General features: G+C 60.7%; 17 protein-coding genes. All 17 read left to right on the forward strand.

All coding sequences use genetic code 11. The annotated features are described in order from the left end of the window. Nucleotides 1-414: 414 nt before the first annotated feature. The 17 genes from DVK01_RS20260 (at nucleotide 415) to DVK01_RS20355 (ending at nucleotide 18,667) form a co-directional block, all read left to right on the forward strand. Complete coding sequence (locus DVK01_RS20260) at nucleotides 415-2,124, forward strand: hypothetical protein (protein ID WP_121538576.1); 1,710 nt, start codon at nucleotides 415-417, stop codon at nucleotides 2,122-2,124. A gap of 1,411 nt (nucleotides 2,125-3,535) precedes the next feature. Next, on the forward strand, nucleotides 3,536-5,992 hold the full coding sequence (locus tag DVK01_RS21750) for a hypothetical protein (RefSeq protein ID WP_147435211.1): 2,457 nt from the start codon (nucleotides 3,536-3,538) through the stop codon (nucleotides 5,990-5,992). Beyond that, nucleotides 5,989-7,584 (forward strand): S8 family serine peptidase, encoded by a 1,596-nt coding sequence (locus DVK01_RS20285; RefSeq protein WP_158598790.1) that lies wholly within the window; start codon nucleotides 5,989-5,991, stop codon nucleotides 7,582-7,584. Before DVK01_RS21750 ends, DVK01_RS20285 begins: the two co-directional genes overlap by 4 nt. Before the next feature lie 4 nt (nucleotides 7,585-7,588). Continuing rightward, nucleotides 7,589-8,281: a hypothetical protein gene (locus tag DVK01_RS20290; RefSeq protein ID WP_147435212.1), complete on the forward strand. Its 693-nt coding sequence runs from the start codon at nucleotides 7,589-7,591 to the stop codon at nucleotides 8,279-8,281. A 160-nt stretch (nucleotides 8,282-8,441) separates the two neighbouring features. Beyond that, entirely contained in the window at nucleotides 8,442-9,467 is a 1,026-nt protein-coding gene (locus tag DVK01_RS20295; RefSeq protein WP_121538590.1) for a hypothetical protein, read from the forward strand. Nucleotides 9,468-9,476: 9 nt separating this feature from the next. After that, nucleotides 9,477-9,734, forward strand: coding sequence for a hypothetical protein (locus DVK01_RS20300; protein WP_121538592.1), 258 nt, complete (start codon nucleotides 9,477-9,479; stop codon nucleotides 9,732-9,734). Between the two features lie 895 nt (nucleotides 9,735-10,629). Next, nucleotides 10,630-11,232, forward strand: a complete 603-nt coding sequence (locus tag DVK01_RS20305; RefSeq protein ID WP_121538594.1) for a hypothetical protein — start codon at nucleotides 10,630-10,632, stop codon at nucleotides 11,230-11,232. Next, nucleotides 11,232-11,489: a hypothetical protein gene (locus DVK01_RS20310; RefSeq protein WP_121538596.1), complete on the forward strand. Its 258-nt coding sequence runs from the start codon at nucleotides 11,232-11,234 to the stop codon at nucleotides 11,487-11,489. Before DVK01_RS20305 ends, DVK01_RS20310 begins: the two co-directional genes overlap by 1 nt. Further along, nucleotides 11,489-11,752: a hypothetical protein gene (locus tag DVK01_RS20315; RefSeq protein WP_121538598.1), complete on the forward strand. Its 264-nt coding sequence runs from the start codon at nucleotides 11,489-11,491 to the stop codon at nucleotides 11,750-11,752. The genes DVK01_RS20310 and DVK01_RS20315 overlap by 1 nt, the downstream gene beginning before the upstream one ends. Next, nucleotides 11,749-12,057 carry a hypothetical protein gene (locus DVK01_RS20320; protein ID WP_121538600.1) on the forward strand — a complete coding sequence of 103 codons (309 nt, stop codon included), beginning with the start codon at nucleotides 11,749-11,751 and terminating at the stop codon, nucleotides 12,055-12,057. The genes DVK01_RS20315 and DVK01_RS20320 overlap by 4 nt, the downstream gene beginning before the upstream one ends. Next, nucleotides 12,054-12,923, forward strand: a complete 870-nt coding sequence (locus DVK01_RS20325) for a hypothetical protein (protein WP_121538602.1) — start codon at nucleotides 12,054-12,056, stop codon at nucleotides 12,921-12,923. The genes DVK01_RS20320 and DVK01_RS20325 overlap by 4 nt, the downstream gene beginning before the upstream one ends. Next, the gene (locus tag DVK01_RS20330; RefSeq protein WP_121538604.1) at nucleotides 12,923-13,117 is read left to right on the forward strand and encodes a hypothetical protein; all 195 of its coding nucleotides are present in this window, start codon (nucleotides 12,923-12,925) and stop codon (nucleotides 13,115-13,117) included. The genes DVK01_RS20325 and DVK01_RS20330 overlap by 1 nt, the downstream gene beginning before the upstream one ends. Continuing rightward, nucleotides 13,114-13,386 carry a hypothetical protein gene (locus tag DVK01_RS20335; protein WP_121538606.1) on the forward strand — a complete coding sequence of 91 codons (273 nt, stop codon included), beginning with the start codon at nucleotides 13,114-13,116 and terminating at the stop codon, nucleotides 13,384-13,386. The genes DVK01_RS20330 and DVK01_RS20335 overlap by 4 nt, the downstream gene beginning before the upstream one ends. Next, on the forward strand, nucleotides 13,383-13,865 hold the full coding sequence (locus tag DVK01_RS20340) for a hypothetical protein (protein ID WP_121538608.1): 483 nt from the start codon (nucleotides 13,383-13,385) through the stop codon (nucleotides 13,863-13,865). The genes DVK01_RS20335 and DVK01_RS20340 overlap by 4 nt, the downstream gene beginning before the upstream one ends. Continuing rightward, nucleotides 13,858-15,975 carry a hypothetical protein gene (locus DVK01_RS20345; RefSeq protein WP_121538610.1) on the forward strand — a complete coding sequence of 706 codons (2,118 nt, stop codon included), beginning with the start codon at nucleotides 13,858-13,860 and terminating at the stop codon, nucleotides 15,973-15,975. Before DVK01_RS20340 ends, DVK01_RS20345 begins: the two co-directional genes overlap by 8 nt. Before the next feature lie 226 nt (nucleotides 15,976-16,201). After that, the gene (locus tag DVK01_RS20350) at nucleotides 16,202-17,392 is read left to right on the forward strand and encodes an AAA family ATPase (protein WP_121538612.1); all 1,191 of its coding nucleotides are present in this window, start codon (nucleotides 16,202-16,204) and stop codon (nucleotides 17,390-17,392) included. A 3-nt stretch (nucleotides 17,393-17,395) separates the two neighbouring features. After that, entirely contained in the window at nucleotides 17,396-18,667 is a 1,272-nt protein-coding gene (locus DVK01_RS20355) for a hypothetical protein (RefSeq protein ID WP_121538614.1), read from the forward strand. Nucleotides 18,668-18,769: the final 102 nt, after the last annotated feature.

Raw genomic sequence — 18,769 nt, forward strand, 5'->3', positions numbered from 1 at the left:
CCAATCCGTGGGTGCGTCGCCCCACGGTCTCCTATGCCTACTTCAATACGATTGCTAATCTCGAACTGGGTAGACTCGTCGATATCGGTAATTGTATTCGTATGAAACAGCAGGGAATCTGGTCTTCCCGTATGCCTCACAGAACTGACCGCTGACTTAACCACCCCTCGAAATCCAGCTTTTCGGCGTGCTTGACGAAGCTTTTGGATTGCCATATAAAAATCTAAATTGTACCGATATTATTGTTTTTGACTCTAAGCCAACTCGCCTCAGACGAAATATATAATTTAGACATCACTAACGCAGTACGACCGGCTGGGAGGATGGCGCAGAGGCGCTTATTTACGCCTATGACGGCCGTTGTTAAGCCCTCATAAAGACCGGATCGACGCTCGCAAACACTCGGAGCTTCTCATGTCAAAATCAAACAATCCAGTAGACGGTAGTATCGACACCACGCGGCGGTCCCTCATCCAGACGATTGCCGGGATGGCAGTAATGGATTGGTCCCTTGACGAGGATGGCGACGGAGACTATCTGGACGATCTCCTGGGGCTAAACGACGAAGACAGTCCAATCAGCCTGACAATCGAGAATAATGGCGCACAGGTTGCTGAGGACCTTGGCGTCCTCAATGCTGGGCCTGGTATCGATGCCGCAGAGACCTCCACCGGGACTGTGAAACTGTCGGCGACAGGCAAGTCCAGCGGCATCCCATCAATCGGGAGGATCGATGCACAAAAAGACTCAATTGCGGATCTAAACAACGCGTTGCAGAACAACGCTGATGGTGCGCTCATCTATAATGGCGTCCTGACGATTGATGCATCGGTCGAGCTGCCAGCTGGGAAAACGCTGTATCTTTACAACGGCGCTGGCGTCCGCGTCGAGGACGGATTATCACATGGGTCGCTGAACACACGGCCAAAGAACGTCGGCCCCGACGTGGGGAAAGTGATAGACGCTGCAGGCAACTCTGACTGCGGAATCGTCTGTATCGGTGGAATGGGAATTATTGACGCGAACATCACGGGCGATAAGAGCCGTTTCCACGTGGACTTCTTCGGCGGCACGCAAAATCACTACATCCAGGGTCCGTTGGAGGTCCGGGGCGGGCGCGGTATCATTGTCGTGGATGTCGAAGAGGCCACGCTCGAAAAGATATTCTATAACATCAACAGAGATGACCACACGCTTGGATCTGGAATCATCGTTCACGAAGGGTCCGAGCGCGTCACCTATGACACGCTGATGGCGATTGGGGATAACTCACTTAGTACCAATGTGACTGAAGTGGTGGATTTGAATCAGGCTGGGAAGCACAACACAGTGCGGAATATCATCGGAATCGACATAGCGAATGAATCTGTTGACATCACAGACGAAACCGGGACCACAGTAAAGAACGTCAAGCGATACGGGGCCGTGGGCAGCGAACCTGCCGCCGTAGCGGTAGCGGTCAAAGATGCATCAGCTGGTGTCCACACCGAGAAATCCGGCGTGTCAAGTGATAATCTGACCGTCCGGGATGTAGTCTACGAACCCGACACAGCATCCTCGAATCCAGCTGTCCGGGTAAAAAAGAACGGCGACGGTTCGACTGGACGGGACATGACCTTTACCGGAATAAAGGCACGAGGGTGTCGGCTGTTTGACTACGTTGAACTGGGCTCCCCCACGGAAAGTAACACCATGACTGGGCTGACCGTGCGGGGCAAATCCCGAAACTGCCCTGGGGACGCGCTCCGGAAGCAGTCCAGTCGGAACGAGCGAGACTGGACGATTGATGTTGAGATAACCTCTCCGGGTAAAAATGCGGTGTACTTGGTGGGGTTGCCAGCGCTTGACATAGACGTGTCCGCCCGGAATCCGGGCTCGGACGGTGTCGTTCTGGATTCCATTTCCAGCGCTACCGGGACAATCAAAGTCCTGGCCGGATCTGCGGACGGGTTCGCGTCATCCAATGTCACAAAGAGCCTGTTCAATGTGGTTCTGAATGACAACGGCGGGTACGGCCTCAACGCCAGTGGGTCCGATAATAACCGGTATCAGGGCGTAGCGCAGGGGAACGCAAGCGGTGCGTCCAATGGCGCAGGTGCGGGCTCGACTGTTAATCTGACATAACCATCCACTCACACAAATGATTCCAGACACACTCAAGAGCGACAGGTATAGTACGAAACCACTCGTTGCGGGTCTCTGCGTACTGGTTACGCTGGCGTCCATCGCACCGTTTATCGCACTAACCGGGTCGGTGTCTGCGGCAACGACGAACGCCACTCTAATAGATGACTTCGAAGATGGCGATGCAAGCACAACCCCAGCCTCCTCGTGGGGCTCTTGGAGCGGCGATACGGGCTCGCTATCGGCTACCACGAGTGGCGTCCTAAATGGCTCATACTCCGGCCGACTGGAGGCGACTGCATCGTCTGGCACCCAAACCGTCAGTGTAGCTAGGTCATCGACCACGTCAGCAAACAGACTCGCCTGGCGGACTGAAATCGGTGACAAGCTGAATTCTGGAGACGATGCTGTCCGTTATGACCTATACAGTGGCTCAACTCGAATAACGCGGGTCCAATTCATTGACGATGGAAATATCGCTGTTGTCACATCTTCCGGATTCACGGATACCGGGTTCGACTGGGTCGCTGAAAAGCGATACAAAGTTGACGTTGAGATGGATTACTCAACTGATGAGTTTACGGTCTATATCAACGGGTTCGACGTTGGCACGTATGCGATGGAGAATTCGGTGAGTGGCTTTGATGAATTCCGAGCAACGAACGACATTTCGAATGTCGGAACGGCGCGCGACGTTGTGGTCGACGATCTGCAAGCTGGCGGGGACAACTTCCCGGTCGGTGAAATCTCTCCTGTCGGAGATGACTTCGAGGATGGCGACCTCGGGACCGATTATCGTGGCTGGACTGGTTGGAATGGGGATCTGGCAAACTTCACGACCACGTCTAGCGCCATAGAGGGCTCTGTGGCTGGGGAACTGTCGACGAACGGAGACTCAAACTCAGTCGATGTCAAGCGGACGAATCTCGGCCATCAGCCCAACAATGTCAGCATTGACATGCGGATCTCGTCACAGACAAGCAGCGGAACAGGGACTGATGAAACTATTTTCCGCCTACAGGATGGCTCGACCACAGTGTCGTCGATTGTGTTCAATGATTCCTCTGCAGAGATTAAGGCAGTAGATGGCACAACACTAGTTGCTGTGGATACGTGGAGCGGTGGTAAGGCCTATACCGCCTCATTTACGGATGTGGATTTTGCAAATAATCAGTATAGCATCATCATCAAAGGGAGCAAATATGGGCCATTCGCGTTCAAAAATCAGGCCTCTCAAATCAGCCGGTATCAAATCAACCAAGACTCAACTGGGTCCGGAACCAGCCGATCGGTAACGGTAGACAATCTCGAATACAATACGACGATATCGCGATATCAGGGGACCGTCACTGGGTACGTCACAACAACAGATGGCCGGTCGGTTGAGAACTCAACTGTACAAGTTACAGGCGTGGACTTCGCGAATCTGAACGGGACCATCGAGGAGAAACGCGAGCAGGCGCGACAATACGAATCTCTGGCGTCGAACCCGGCACCGTCAGCGTGGCGAGGGCCAGAAGGTCTCAACGTTGGCCAGGGCAACAAAGCTACGAGTGACCTCCTCGGAAGTTCACGAACCAGCGGCGAGTACGTCGCGGTCCACACGCCACAGGCGTGGGATATCCCAGACCCGACAGTCGTCACTGCACCCATCGCTGGCGACACGGGCTACCGGCTCCGAAGCCCGAGTCTCGGATTCGAGTCCGAGAACGGGCCCTATGGCGGCGCTGCAAAGGCTCCCTCTGACCAAACACTCATCCTGTCGGTCTGGGATGGCGACGGCGGTAACGTGCTCAACTTCGCCGACCCGGCCGATAGTGATCTCCCAGGAGCGACCACGGAGGGCGAGGTCGTCATCGAGCAGCTCGGCCCCGGCGGCGGCGATAACATCCTCGACCGCAAAACCGTCGAGACCGACAAGTCCATCGGCGGCTCGCTGGCCGCCCGCGAACACAAGTTCGCCGAAGTGACGCTCTCGGATGGCTTCTATCGCGTGTACCCGAAGGGCAGTCAGGAATCGGCGTACATCGTTGCTGTCGGCGAACCCGAATCCGTTGTCCGTGGGTGGGCCGAAAACCTGCGCACGCAATCTGGGTCTCTCACGTCTCAGGCTGAGACACTCCAAAACCTACGATCCAATGGGACCTTCGACGTTATTCGGACCAGCACGAACGAGACTGGTTACTACGCCGTCGAAACCAGCCAGACGGTCAACCGCACGTCGGTCATTGCATACAAGATCCCATCACAGCTTGATGTAGACCCACAAAGCGCCACGCGTGCAGACATTCGTGAGTACTACGAAAGTCAGAACCTCTCGGATGCGCTGACGGCTGAGTCGGTCTACATCGCCACGGCGCCGAACACCGTCGAACCGCCGGCGAATAACGCCAACGTCACGGTTCGTGAACTGTCGGCTGAACCGTTCTTGGGCATCAACAGAACGGCCAATCGAACTGAGGCCATCAGAGACTTCCTCAAAGACAAACTCGGCTGGTCAGGACTCTCAGGACTTGACAAGCGGCTCATCGAGAATATGCCGGTCGACGAACTGGAGGACTACTACGGCACGAAAATCAACCTGACCGAGGACTCGCAGGCCATCCGCGACCGCGCCGAGGAACAACTCCCCGGCAACCAGTCGGTCGACTGGGACCAGTCGCCGGGCGACCTGAACGGTGATGAGCTGCGTGAGCGCATCGACGCCCTCGAAGCGGCGATGCAAGAGCAGCAGGAAGTCATCAACAGCTCCAGTTCAGTCGGCGAAGCGACGAACGAGACGCTGAACGTCGCCTTCCAGTTCGCACGGGACCTGACGAGCGACGACGTAGCTATCTACGCCCAGTACGCGAATGGCACCACGAAGCTCGTCAACGAGACGTACTACTCAGTCGAACAGGACGGTCTCATCGGCGCGGGAACGCAAATTCAGGTCAGCGACTACCCGGTCGATAGCACCGACCCGGCCGCGGTCACGTTCCGGGCTCAGGTGCTTGACGACGGTGACACCGGCAGCGAAACCGTAACCGTTCGGAACCCGATGTTCACCGGCCAGATACCCGAACTGCGTGGCATCTCACTCTCCTCGCTCGCTCCCGGCCCGAACGAGGACGTAACCGTCAGCGTCGACGGCGGCCGGAACTACCAGACGCTCGAAACGGTCGACGTGACCGACCCGACCGGTGCCACTGTGGCGACGACCGTCTCGAACGGCAAGGCGTCCTTCGAAACCAGCGGCGAAGGTGTCTACACCGTCGCCGTCACGTACAGTAATCCGGGCGGCCAGAACTTCACCGAGCGCGTCGACGTCGAGGCACTGCGCGCCGACATCGACCAGCCCGCGACCATCCGCGCCCAGCGGGGCGTCGGCGGCCCGTACGCGCTGACTGGTGACGACCTCGTGGGTGGCGACCTCCAGACGCGCCTCGGCAACGCCCAGATAACCGCACTCGGCCGCGTCGGGGCCAATGATGACCCGCCGACGACCGTCCACTCACACGTCGAGACCATCGACACGCCACGCACCGGCACCGTCACGGTCCGGGTCACTCGTGCGCCCGATGATACAGTCGTTCGCCAGCGCACGACGACCATCGTCCACCTCAAGGACCTCGGCGACGACGCCCACGTCTACCGCGTGGCCGACGGCGAAATCCAGCCAATCGCGCCCGATGGCAACCAGTACGGGTCCATCAGCGGCGAGAACGGCACCACGGTCTCGACGTACTCCGGGAGCGACGGTGAGGTTTCCATCCGCTACGTCGCCGACCCGACCTTTGTCGAGGACCTCCAATGGCGGTATCAGAAAATCCAAGAATCGCTGCCGAACCTGCCGTTCACTATCGCACCAATGGGGCTGATAGCATGACACGAACACTCACAACGGCGGTCGTCGCATTGCTGATGGTCACTGCCGTCGTGGCCCCGGCCACCGCACAGGCAGCCGATAGTGGCCCACTCGGCCCGGAAATTACGGCCGGTCAGGAGTGGGTCCGTGGCTTCAACATCGCCGATGATGGTATCATGCACGGCTCGACCGGTGAGCCGACGTGGATCGTCAACACCGACGACCCGGACGCGCTGTCCAGCTGGGCTAATGCCTCGGAGTCCCGAGCGGTCGTTCGCTCGGCCGGGCAGAACCGGTCGGTCGTGGCTGCCAGTCCCGGCGAGATGGGGCTGACGCGACTGGCGGCCATCTTCGACAACGGACTGGCTACCAACAGCTACGTGCTGAGTATCGCGCCGAACCGCGACCTCACGCTGGCCGAACCAGTCTCGCAGTCCTCGATCCCAACCGCGGAGAACGCGACCGCGCCGGAGAACTGGCAGTCCTGGCGGCCGTTCGGCTTGCAGTCAGAATACCCCGACAACGGTATCGCCTATCGTGATTCGACGAACGTCACGACGATGGCACAGGCCCGCCAGACTATCGGGGCCGACAACGTCTCCGAGACGGGCGCGGGCGTCACGGTCGCTGTCATCGACACTGGCGTCAACCACGCCAACGGGACCATCGGCTTGAAAGACAACATCAGCCCCGAGAGCAAGGACTTCGTTGACGACGAAACCGGCGTCGAGTCCGTCAGCGACCCCCAGGGCCACGGCTCGTGGGTAGCCAGCGCTGTCGCATCTGACCCTGACGACACGGTGGCCGACGAAACCTATGAGGGCGTCGCACCCGACGCAACGATCCTCGGCCTGCGAGTGCTGGACGAAGACGGCAGCGGAAGCACGGCGGATATCGCCGAAGCCGTCCGCTACGCCGAATCCAACGACGCTGACGTACTCGCGATGAGCCTTGGCTCCCAGCGCTACACGCCGGAGGTCGCGTCGGCCATCCGAGACGCGTGTGCGGGCAACGTGACAACGGTGTCCGTCGCAGCGGGCAATGCTCGCATGCAGGGCTCGCCGTATCTGGCCTCACCCGCAGATACGCCCGAGGACTGTGTCGTCTCGGTCGCGGCTTCAAACACCAGCGACCCGGATACGGCCGGCGTCGCCTCCTTTAGCCAGCTCGGGAGTGACCCAGCGACGACGGATATGTCGGGTGGGGTCACCCGCGGCGAGGGGATCGACGTGACGGCACCGGGCATGCAGGTCAATGCGACGGTCGCCCGGACCGACGAGACACAGCGGTATCAGGTCCTCTCGGGCACGAGCATGGCCCAGCCGCTCGTTGCTGGCAGTGCGGCCCAACTGCTGGAAGCCAACAGTACGCTGGTCAACGACAGCGAACAAACCAAGGCCCGACTGACTGTGACGGCTCGCAGAATGCCGCAGGCTGCTGAGGTCGAGGCCGGCCACGGCATGGTCGCCTCGGATCGGGCCATCGCCGACAACCAGACCGAACAGAGTCAGGCCGACGCGATGGATGAAACGGCCCAGCGCCGGGACACGTTCTGGCGCGAAGCCGGGTCCGACGGCCTAGTCTCGGGAATCCTCTCACGGATAGAAGCATAGTCCCATGCAATCACGACGAGCATTTCTCAAGTCCGTAGCTACGGTTGGCGGGCTGGGGGCCGTGTATTCCGGCCCTGCGGCGGCGGAGTTCAGCGAGCAACCCGACGATGTGACTATCACCGGCCTGCCAGATGCACGGACTGACATCGAGACCTACCAGCCGTTGCTGGACCTCTCGAACGTTCGCGTGCGGCCGTCGGACCTCTACGCGTGGCAGGTCACGAGTCCGGAGTACGATTACGACTGGAACTGCTACTGGGCGTTCTACACGGCTCAACAGGGTGTCAGCAGCGAGGACTCGCATCTGCCGGACCGGGAACCTGTCTATGTCGCCGTCGACAACGGCGAGGTCGACCACATCGTCATCTCGGACTGGCACTACAGCGCCCAAGTCGTTGAGGACCCGCCGCTGTACGAGTCCACGCACCCGAAGCTGGAGGTCATCAAACCCTGGCACGGGACACGAACGACGACGAGCGACGGTGAGTTCGTTTCGCTGGCCGATATGAAAGACGAGTACCCATCGTGGCTGGTGAATGGCTGGAACGTTCACCGCCGCAGTGTCGTCGACCCGCCGACGGCCGAGGAACGCGGCAACTGGTGGCGCGAAGACGACCAGATAAACCACCGGCTGGCCGTGCTCTGGCACGATCTGAGCATTCCAGGCAACCCGTTCCGCCTGGACGACTGGGCGTGATTTTACCATGAATACAATACACGAAAAGCGGACGCCGATGGAAACCGGGCGAATCCCGCCACCCATCCCGCCAGTCCCTCCGCCCCCAGTGGTACCACCGCCCTCGGGCGGCCCGGACCCACACGCACCGATTTCCAACTAACTGCTTTTCAATCATCCAATGCGCAAGAAATCACTGATAGCCGTCGGCATGTCGGCCATGCTGCTCCTGACCGCAATTGGGGGCGTCATGGCGACCGCGCCCAGCCTAGATACCGAAACGACGGATACGGCCGGGACGACCGAACTCGACGGCACATCGACGCAGGCGTACAATACCTCAACAACCTCGTTCCTGAACACCTCGCAGGACTCGAACCAGACGACCGCGGAAATCCGGCAGGGCGCTGACGGTCGCCTGCTGGACACGCACGAACTAAACTCCAGCGACAACCTCAACTACGAGACCGTCGTCTCGGGGACGTACTACCACAGGCTGGAGCTGGCCGACGACGGCTCGGACTACCCCGGGCTTGAGGCCGACGCCGGAGAGGACGTGACGATCGAGGTTCGCTCGATCAACACGGCCGACGACCCAGAGACAATGACGAACACGACGTTCACGTTCTCGAACGACGCGAACGTCTCGTTCGTCCACATGAACAACTCTGAGACGATGGTCGCCGACAGCACTGGCGCGGGCATCCGCGCCTCTGTGTTCTCGATTGGTGGCAACGACTCCGACGCTGGTGCGGCCGAGGTCACGCAGGAAGGAATCGGCGTCAACGGCGACTCGCAGGATAGCGTCATCGTCAACATCGGCAACGCTGACGCCCAGGACAGCACGGCCGCGGTCTACGACGCGACCGAAGAGACTGAAGCGTTCTCGACGGTCGGCGTCGCGTCCTTCAGTGGCGAGACCATCCCGGTCTTCGCCGCGGGCCAGGACACGCCGTCGTGGTTCGACGAGGACATGACCTATGCGACCGTCAGCGAGGACGGGAGCACGGTCAAAGTCGTCAACGCCGGCGAAAGCCTGTCTGAGGACGACACGGAGGCTGACTTCTCGATGGAGGCGAACGACGCGATCGGCTTCAACAACGCCCGCAACCTCGCATCCGACTACGGCGCGAGCGCCTTCGACTCGCTGTCGGTCGGCATCGACGCGCTCAACCTGAACGGCCAGCCGGAGCTCACGGAGGTCTAATTCATGGGTATGCGTGCTGACGCACTCTGGCGTGTCTGGGCTTTCATCTGGGCCATTCCGGCCTCGTTCGTAGCGTCCATCGTCAGCATCGTCGGCCTCGTCTGGGGCATCGTCGACGTGCTCTGGCAGCTCATCTTCGGGACCGACGGTCTCTCGTCGTCCTCGCGGCCAGCCGGGATAGTCAAAGGCGTGCTGCTGTGGCCCGTCGACCTGACGATCTACGCCTTCACAGGCGACGGCGGGATGATGTGGCTGCCCGACGTCTGAGACACACCAACCCACACCCATTTTATCGTCGCGATGGTCCGCTGTCGTGGTTCGACTCCACGAGCGACGCCTGCCCTACCTCGGAGGGCTAAATCCGGCGTGCCTCTGACGGCCGGGCCTGTGCCCGGTTTTCAGCCATCCAGCTTCCGATACGTCCGTGTACCCCACACTCAGCCCGCAGTAGATTACGACGGCGCACCTCCGTCGGCGGGCCTATGTCAATGATACCAGATACAGATAGCATCGTCATTGGATTCCTTCGGACGGTTGTTTTGACTGTTTGGGCCCTTCTTGTCTACATTTTCTACCAATTCCCAAATAGCAAAACCGAAGCCGCACTTGCATGGTTTCATAGCCTTCATCCGCTGGAGTCAATCGCAGTTCTGACAGCTTTGATATCGCTGGCTGTAGTGTTTGGTTTAGCAATTCCGACAATCTACTTCTACGCCGTCCCAACCTTTGGATGGTTGGTGATTGTCAGATCGGTATGACCGCTCTGAGTTTAGTTTTGAGGCTCTCAACTTTGTCAGGTCCGTATCGGGCGAACCACATCAGGCCGAACGTAACCAGCATCATAATGAACGCCGTCTGACTAGGCGGCAGAGAGCTCATATAGGTAATATTGCGCTTTTCGCTAAAATACCTTCCTCTCAGAACCCACAGTAGACACGCCTCGGTGCAATTCCTTGGGTGGGTTTCACCGCCAGTTGGAGCCGGTTCAAATCCGGTCTGGCGGTCTACTTATTATGATACATCACACTACCACACCGCGAGACGGTCCTATCACGCGGTTCAGACGGACGAACGAGCGTTGCAACGACTGTGACCGGAAAATCAGTGCCGAGACATTAGACGAACACGGCCCGGAGTACTGCGCGGTCTGTCGGAGGGACCGATGAAACGAACGCTCGCACTCCTCCTAGCGACGCTGCTGGTCGTACAGGCCAGTGTCGCGCCCGTGGCGGCCCAGTCCGATGAGGGTGCTATCGACGGCATGTTCTCGGCCGCCGAGGAGTCGACGGTCCTGAACACGCTCGAAGGCATTCGCGACGGCGTGCTGGGCCGGATATCCGATGGCGTCGCCGGCGCAACTGACGACCGGACGGCCGGAGACATGGCCGCGGACCTCCAGACCGAGTACAACGACAACAGCGCCGCGTACGAGTCGTGGTCGAACAACCGGACCACGGCCGACACGTCGCTGGACGTGCTCGAACTGACGATCTCACAGGACGACGAGAGCGAGACGCTGTATCTGACCAGCGATGTCGTGGACGGGAGCTATACGAACACAACCATGCGAAACAGCACTGACCGAACGGTTGACGAGTCGTGTGAGATCGAGGGTAACGCAGCGCGGAATGCCGCCGACGAGCTGGGCGAGTTCCGCGAGGACTACGTTGCCGACGACGGGAACGTGACGACAGACTACCTCGCGTCGATGGGCAGCCGCTACGGCAGCAATGTCGACTGCTCGTTCAGTACGGAGGGGCTCTGATGTCAGCAAGCACAAGCGTCGATTTCGGGCTCGATATAGCTGACCCGTCGACGTACGTCCCGTTCATCTGGAGTTTCGGGACCAAAGCGGCCGGGACGGGCACGCCCGCCGAGCAAATCGTCGCAGCGACGACCATCACGGCGGTCGCTATCGCGACGAGTTACCTCACGTTCGGGGCAACGCTCGTGATTGCTATCCCCGCGACGTTTTTCGCGTTCGTCGGGTTCGTCCGACTGTTCTGGGGGATGGTCGCCTGATGGTCCGGATACCGTTCGTCCCGGAGAGTGCTGTCGACGAGGTACAGGGCTTGCTGTCAGGTGGTGTGCTCGATACGCTCTGGAAAGTGGCCGTCATCGCAGTCGCGTTGGTAGTCTTTTACGTGCTGCTTGTGGGCGGCGGTGTCTTCGGTGGCGTCGTGGCGGGCGCGGCCATCAGCACACTCATCTCCGACGAGGTCCGGGCGTTCTTCCGGGACTTCTGGAACCGTAACTGGGCCGAACTCAGGATTCCGTACACATGATCGAAAGCGACGACAACTTACCTGCCGGAATAGGTGGTGATGAAATAATACTCGCGTTCCTCGTTACAACTACACTCTCGTACCCGCTTGTAGCACTCGCAGGCGCGGCCTTTGGAGATTGGTACGGGGCGTACTTCACGACCTATTCCGGCGACACCTGGGCTAAAATAGTAGCGTACTACCAGGAAACTCCCCTCTGGTGGCACGGGATTGTTGCTGCGTCAAACATCACCGTTTTCGGAGGAGTCATCTGGTATCTCAAGACGCCAACGCAGTTGCGAGAATCACGGATTGATGGGACATGAAAGGACAGTTCGTGTTACTGGCTCTTGTTGCGACACTGGTCACGGCACCTGTCGCAGCGACGACAACGACCATCGACACCAGCCACCCACTGACCGATGACGCCCACATCGAGACCTTCGAGAGCGAGGGCGTCACGTCGGCGGCCTTCGCACAGGTGGATCTGAACGTTACGGTCGCCGAGGGCCACGACGGCGTCGGGCTGGACGGCTTCTATCTGGACACTGGCAACGTCTATCTCCGGCTGGACTACGACGAGGGGGTCGACCGGACCATCCGGTTCTACCTGCCGGCGGAGTACTTCGCACCGCGCGTTCAACGCACGCTCGAACCCAAGCGCGGCAACACACCAGTCTCACTGACGCCAGTTCGAGATGGCGAGATGACAGCCGTCAGTATCGACGTTGACGGCCAGACCGACAGCACGTACGCCATCTCGACGGCGGCGGGTGGCATCTGGTCGGTCCGCTCCAGTGCCCGAGAGAAGGCCGAGAACCAGACCGGGTGGGAGTTCCCGACGCTGGCCGGCGGTGGCGAGCAGTGGCAGTACATCCGCGCCGGCAGTTACTCTACTGCCTCACCGGCCCGGATCAACGACACCAGTGCGACCATCCAGTATGAGACTGCGGCGCCGGACGGCGGCACACAGTGGCTGCCGGTGCCCGAATGCGACGACCCCAGCACACAGGCGGTGTGTTCGCTGGAAGAGCAGAATGCAACAATCATCATGAGTAGCCAGGACAGCCCACGCATCCGATACAAGAGTAGTACCGACTTGCTCTCCGACCTCGGCGGAGCGATAAACGACCTGCGACAGACTGACGACCGGGCCAAGGACTTCTTTGGCTCGCTGTTCGGAGGGGCCTGATGTTCGAGTTTCAGGCTGACACGGGGAAGGGCATCGTCGTCCTGGCATTCCTCGCCGCCGTGCTCTTCTTCGTCGTCTTCACGACCTCGCCGACGGCGGCGCTGCTTGGGGCCGTCATCGCGGCGGTCGTCCTGACCGTGCTGTACTACCTCGGTGTCCGTGTCGATGTCTACGCACGGGGAGGGCGGCGATGACGGCGACGCTGCTGGTTATCGCGATGGTCGTCGTAGCGGCGCTGGTCTTGATTCGGTTCTTCCCCGAGACGACGAAACTCTGGTTTAACCGGATTCGGACGGCCCGCATGCTGGTGTTTGGCATCGGCGGGCTAATCTTCGCGCTGGCGTTCATCAGCTCGGGCTCGCCGTTGCTGATGTTCGTCGGCGGGCTGATGTTGTTGTATGGCGTCCTGTGGATTCTCTTCGACGACGTGACCGATACGATACTGGAGGCTATCCCGTTATGAGTTCAACGAATAACCCGCGAGCACAGTCGTTGGAGGCTGTGCTCCAGAATATCACATCCCAGCAGAAAGTAGAGAACGCCGAGCGGGTCGAAGCGAGTAACCAGAAACTCCGCGAGGCCGAACCAAAGCTCTCCGAGCTGACCCAGCCCGATGCGTACCGCGAGCACGTTACGGACTACCTCTCGGATGCGCTCGACGAACTGGAAACAGGCGAGCGAGACGAGGTTTGTGACTGCCCGCGCCCGACCTGTCCGGCGAAGATCGGTGAGATTCCACCGCAGGCTGAGACCTACGACGATCTCGCCGAGGGGCTCCGAGCGTGGCGCCGCGACCATATCGGCAACGGCGCTGTCTTCCGGGATGCTCGCGAGGCGTTCGTCGAAGACATCGCCGACGTTCGCTCACTAGCAGCGGAGGCTGTCGTGATCCTCGATGCCGAGGACCCGTGGGCGCTCGTGGAGGCAGATGCCGATGAGTAGCGATAGTGAGCGCTTCGGTGAGTTCGTCCAGCGGCAAGCACAGAACCGACAGCAGTACTCGCAAAAGAGTAGCCTGAAAGAGGGCATCGAGGCCGCCAACGAGTCGCTTGCGGTCGGCCAGTACCACGATGCGGGCCTCATCCTCCGGGACCGGATACTGCCAGCGGTTCGAGACCTGCCGTGGACGAAACCCATCGAACTGTACCATCGGGAGCTACAGGACAGCACGCTGCCGTGGCACTGGTCGGCCGTCGACCGGTTCACGTCGGACCCGACCGGGGTCTGTGCCCGCGTCGCGCGTGGTCCGGCTGGCGTTGACGATCTCCCGACGACGGTCAACGGCGACACGACTGACTACGAGGCAGCCGCGAAGACTATCGCCCGGACGCTCGCCTCTGTAGAATCCATCGCGTCCCATCACGACGTAACGGCCGCGGAGCTGAAGCGGAAAGCCGATGCGATGGGGCATTCCGTCAAACTCGGCGAGCACAAGCAAAAGCCGGACATGAGCTTCGGCGACCCTGTCTCGGCCATTCGGACGGACCTGGGCTCGCTCAAACACTACTTCACGGGCGGGACTGGCGGTGGGAAGAGTAACGCCGCCGGCCGGCAGTTCGAGGACTACTACATCAGCAGCCTCGGCGAGGGTCGGGACTACAAGTGCCTCGACCCCGCCGGCCTCTCCACTGAAAACGTCAACGCCTACGACGTGCCACAGTGGCAGCAGGCACTCCGCCGTGCCCGCGAAGAGCACGACGAACCCGCCGACTGGACCGACATCGAAGACTACGAACCACAGGCGGAGTTCCTCGTTCCTCTGTCGCCCGACCTCTCGGACTATCGGCTCCCGTACGACCGTGACGACAGCGAGTTCGTCCCGAAGCCGTTCACCATCCCGGCGGCGGAGGTATCGGCCGACCTCTACCAAGCATTCCTCGAACCGCAGTTGTCGGACGGAGAGGGGCGGGCGCTCGGCGATGCGTACCGCGCCGTCGACAACAACCTCGACGACTGGAGTCTCGACAACCTCGCTCGGGAGATCCGCTCCCGTGACGGCCTACAGGATAGCAGCAAGGAGTCAGCCGTTCGAGCGCTCCAGAATCTCCAGTCGCAGGGCTTCATTCGGACCGGTGCGGACGAACACGCCCTCTCTCGGGACCGCTGGCGGTCAATTTTCCATTCGACGGATGTCATCACAGCCATCAACATGAACGCACTCGAACGGAAGGAATCTCGGTACTTCGTCCTCTCGCACCTCATCGAGCGGCTGTGGACACTCCGCATCCGAGGCTCCGGCCAGCCACAGCTGGCGACGTGGCTTCGAGAACTCTCCGGGGTTGCGCCCCATCGGGAGATACGCCGGAAAGAGAGCGAGGTCGTGCGGAACCTCATGGAGTTCATCGTCAGCAAACTCTATCGCATCATGCGAAAGCCCCGCGACCTCAACATGGAGGTGCTAGCCGACACGCAGGACCCCGGCGACGTTGAACGCGGAGTTCGGACCCGGTTCAACCGCTACGTCGTCTTCGAAGGCAGCGATAGCGAGTTGAAAGACATCTTTTCGTGGTCCGGACAGGACGAATGGTACTCGCTGAAAAACTCCCTCGTCGACAAGCCCGGCCATGCTGGGATCGTGAAGGGGTGTGAGGCCGCTTCGAACACCGACCGCTGGGGCATCGGCCCAGTCCACCTCACACCGCCGTCGTGGCACCACCACGACAAGGATGAAGGCCCGTCTGGCTGGGAGAAGCGCGTCCAGATATCCCGCCAGACCAACGCGATGCACGACGAGGAACTCCGGACGCCTGAGTATGCGTGGGACCTTGACGGCGACGGCGACGCTGAAGCCGTCGACGAAGACTCGTTCGGTGAGCCTGACGAAGCAGACGAACCTGATGACCCGAGTGAGAAGCTATCGACGAAGCAGTACGCAGAAATGACTGCTAGACAGATGTATTCGCACTCTGGAAAGAGCTACGAACAAATCACCGAAGAAATACCCAATAATCCGGACACTGGGAAGCCCTATGACCGGTCAACAATCCACGGTTGGGTAAGCGACATTGAGAAGGGTAGCGGAGAGTTGGTTCTTGACTTAGAGAGTGCCTGAGCCGTGTGTTTTAGAATATTCGAAACCGCGCGCGGTTGTTTATCTGTTGTTGATGATGCGTGGGATAGTCCCCTACATGGTAAATCACGCGCGCGTCACGTAAGCCGCGACAATTCCAGAATCGACCAACAGATGAGCGCACGCGACCCCGCAAATAGCCCGGGGAACCGTACGAACCCGTACGGGACCCGCAGAAACCCGGCTATTCTCCTCAGTGGTGATTTCGATGCAAGAATCTGAACTTATAAATGCCCTTGAGTCGGGCGCGACTCGCGCGGGCGAGGTTGCGAACGAAACTGGGTGTCACGAGGACACCGCTCGACGGAATCTCAACGAGTTTGCCGACGAGCCGTCGAGTCCGATCACCGCCTCGACGGCGCCCGACGGGAACGGACGCATCTACGGCCTGGAGCTGGACGGCGACGACGGCGGCGATGGTGGATATCGACGCCCAGTGTACAACGACCGTGAGTACGACTGGTCCGGGTACGTCCCAAGCCCATCCGAAACCGGCTACCAGGATGTCGATGGCGAACTCGCTGACATGCAGGCCATCATCGACGCCCGGGACGATCTCTTCGACCGTGCGACCGACGCCCGGGACGAGGACGCCGACCCAGCCGAGTACAACGGCCTGTTGCCACGGTTCCGGCTGACCGGCCCGCCCGGTACTGGAAAGACCACGTGTGCGCGCCACATCGCGGCCGCGCGACAGTGGCCGTTCTTCGAGATCCAGATCACCGCCGGGATGCGTGACTACGAGCTGCTCGGCCGGCCGATGTTGTTGGGTGGCGAGGAAGTCTGGCTTGATGGCCCGCTGACGAAAGCGGTGCTGGCCTCGCGCGAGCGTGATGTACTGGTCCTGTTTGACGAGATCAACCGGACACCCTTCGAGCGCAAGTCCTCACTCCAGCCGTTTCTGGACTTCCGCGGGCTCGTGAACATCCGGTCCCGTGATGAGCGGATTCGGGGCCAGCCCGAGAACATCACGACGATCGCGACGATGAACAAGGGCGCGGAGTACGAGACGTTCGAACTCGACCCGGCCGAACGGCGACGACACGCGAACACCTACCCTGTCCCCTACCTCGGGATGACCGGGTCGGAGGGTATCCAGCGCGAAGCCGACATCCTCGCCGGCGGGACGCCGATCCCGGACCACCAGGCCGAGGCGTTCGTCCGGGCGGCCAACGCCGTCCGTGAGGCCGCGGCCGACGAAACCAGCATCGTCCGCAGCGGCATCTCGACATCGGTGCTCCAGACGCTCGTCCAGACGGCGAGTGCGTATCAGGCAGCCAACCGACCGGACCCGATGCAACGTGCCATCCAGTCCGCCGTCGTCGACGCCCACTACGACGACGCGGCTGGCGAGAAGGTTGAACAACTGCTCATGTCCGAACTCCAGGCCCGCCTCTAACCCATGCGCCTGCCAGACGAAACCCGGCAATTGCTGGACTGGGTGCAGGGCGGTCTCTTCGATGAGAGTGCGCAATCAGCCGAGACTGAGTCCGCTGAAGGCGCATCTCCTCACGATGAAACCGAGGGTTCGGCGGCGGAAACCGACCTCGAAGAAGCCGAACCTGACACTGCCGAGGCTGACGGTGAGGTTGTCGACCCCACCGACGATATCACGCCCGACGAGGATAGCGACGGGCCACGAGATGACGCCGACACGGCCGAAGCCTCGGAGGGCGACGTTGATATCGAGAACGGACTCTCCGAACCGTCCGGGGATGAACCACATGACACGAACCGGCCTGACGGCGACCTCGACCTCGCCGACGCACTCGACGAGTTGGACCCAGACGACGCGGACGGTGGCCCGGCTAGCGTCTCGGAGGGTGGCGGCCACGTCGAAGAGTTGCCCTTCGATGACACAGTTGGCGACCGTGACGAGCGGATCGACGAGTATTCTGGCTCGTGTCCGCACGCGGACATCCGCCAACGGCTTCGAGAGTCCGGCATCGCCGAGCGCATCCAGCAGGAACTCGCCGACCTGTTCCGTGGCTCTCGAACCCAGGTCCAGCCCCGACAGAACCTCGGCCGTCCGGATACGGATGTCGTCGGTGGCCGGCCGGCGATGCGACAGGTTGTTCGTCGATTCGCCGGCGACCTCCGTGTGCGGGACGTGTTCGAGCGCCCATCGCCAGGTCAGGACGACGACGTGGCCGTCGGGATCGTGCTGGACCTCTCCGGGTCGATGGGGCAAGATGACGCCGAGGCTGATGCAAAGGCCGCGGCCGGCGCGTTCCTCTTCGCCATCGAGCAGTTCGGCGGCGAGACTGTCGCTGTCTCGTATCCGAACCTCGGGAGCGGCGTTACGTGTCTCATGACTGGTGCTCGTGAGCGGTTCCGCTGGGAGCATCTGGATGCAGGCCAGCCCAGCGGTGGGACGCCGACGAGCCAAGCCGTTGCCGACGGGGCCGAACTACTTGCCGAGTGTTCGGCCGACCGATACCTCCTCATCGTACTCACGGACGGCGGTGCAGCGAGTCCATTTGCGACCCGAACAGCCGTCGACAATGTTCGTGATCGCGACCGGGAGTGGGCCGTCGTCGGCTTTGGCTACGGCGGGATTCAGGAAGACGGCCTTGAAACGCAGTTCGGCGAGGCCGGCTATCGCGCCGTCGAGATCGAGGACCTGCCGACGGAACTCGTCGACGTCTACCGCGAACAACACTCAGGACTATGACTCGCACGTACACGCGTAGAGACCGACCACCACCGCTGGCCCCTTTTTTCGCCAGCGGAGTATAGAGTTTCAACCGACCTTCTGTCGCAGTTCGATAGTACA

It is taken from the genome of Haloarcula sp. Atlit-120R, assembly GCF_003665885.1.
Lineage (GTDB): Archaea > Halobacteriota > Halobacteria > Halobacteriales > Haloarculaceae > Haloarcula > Haloarcula taiwanensis.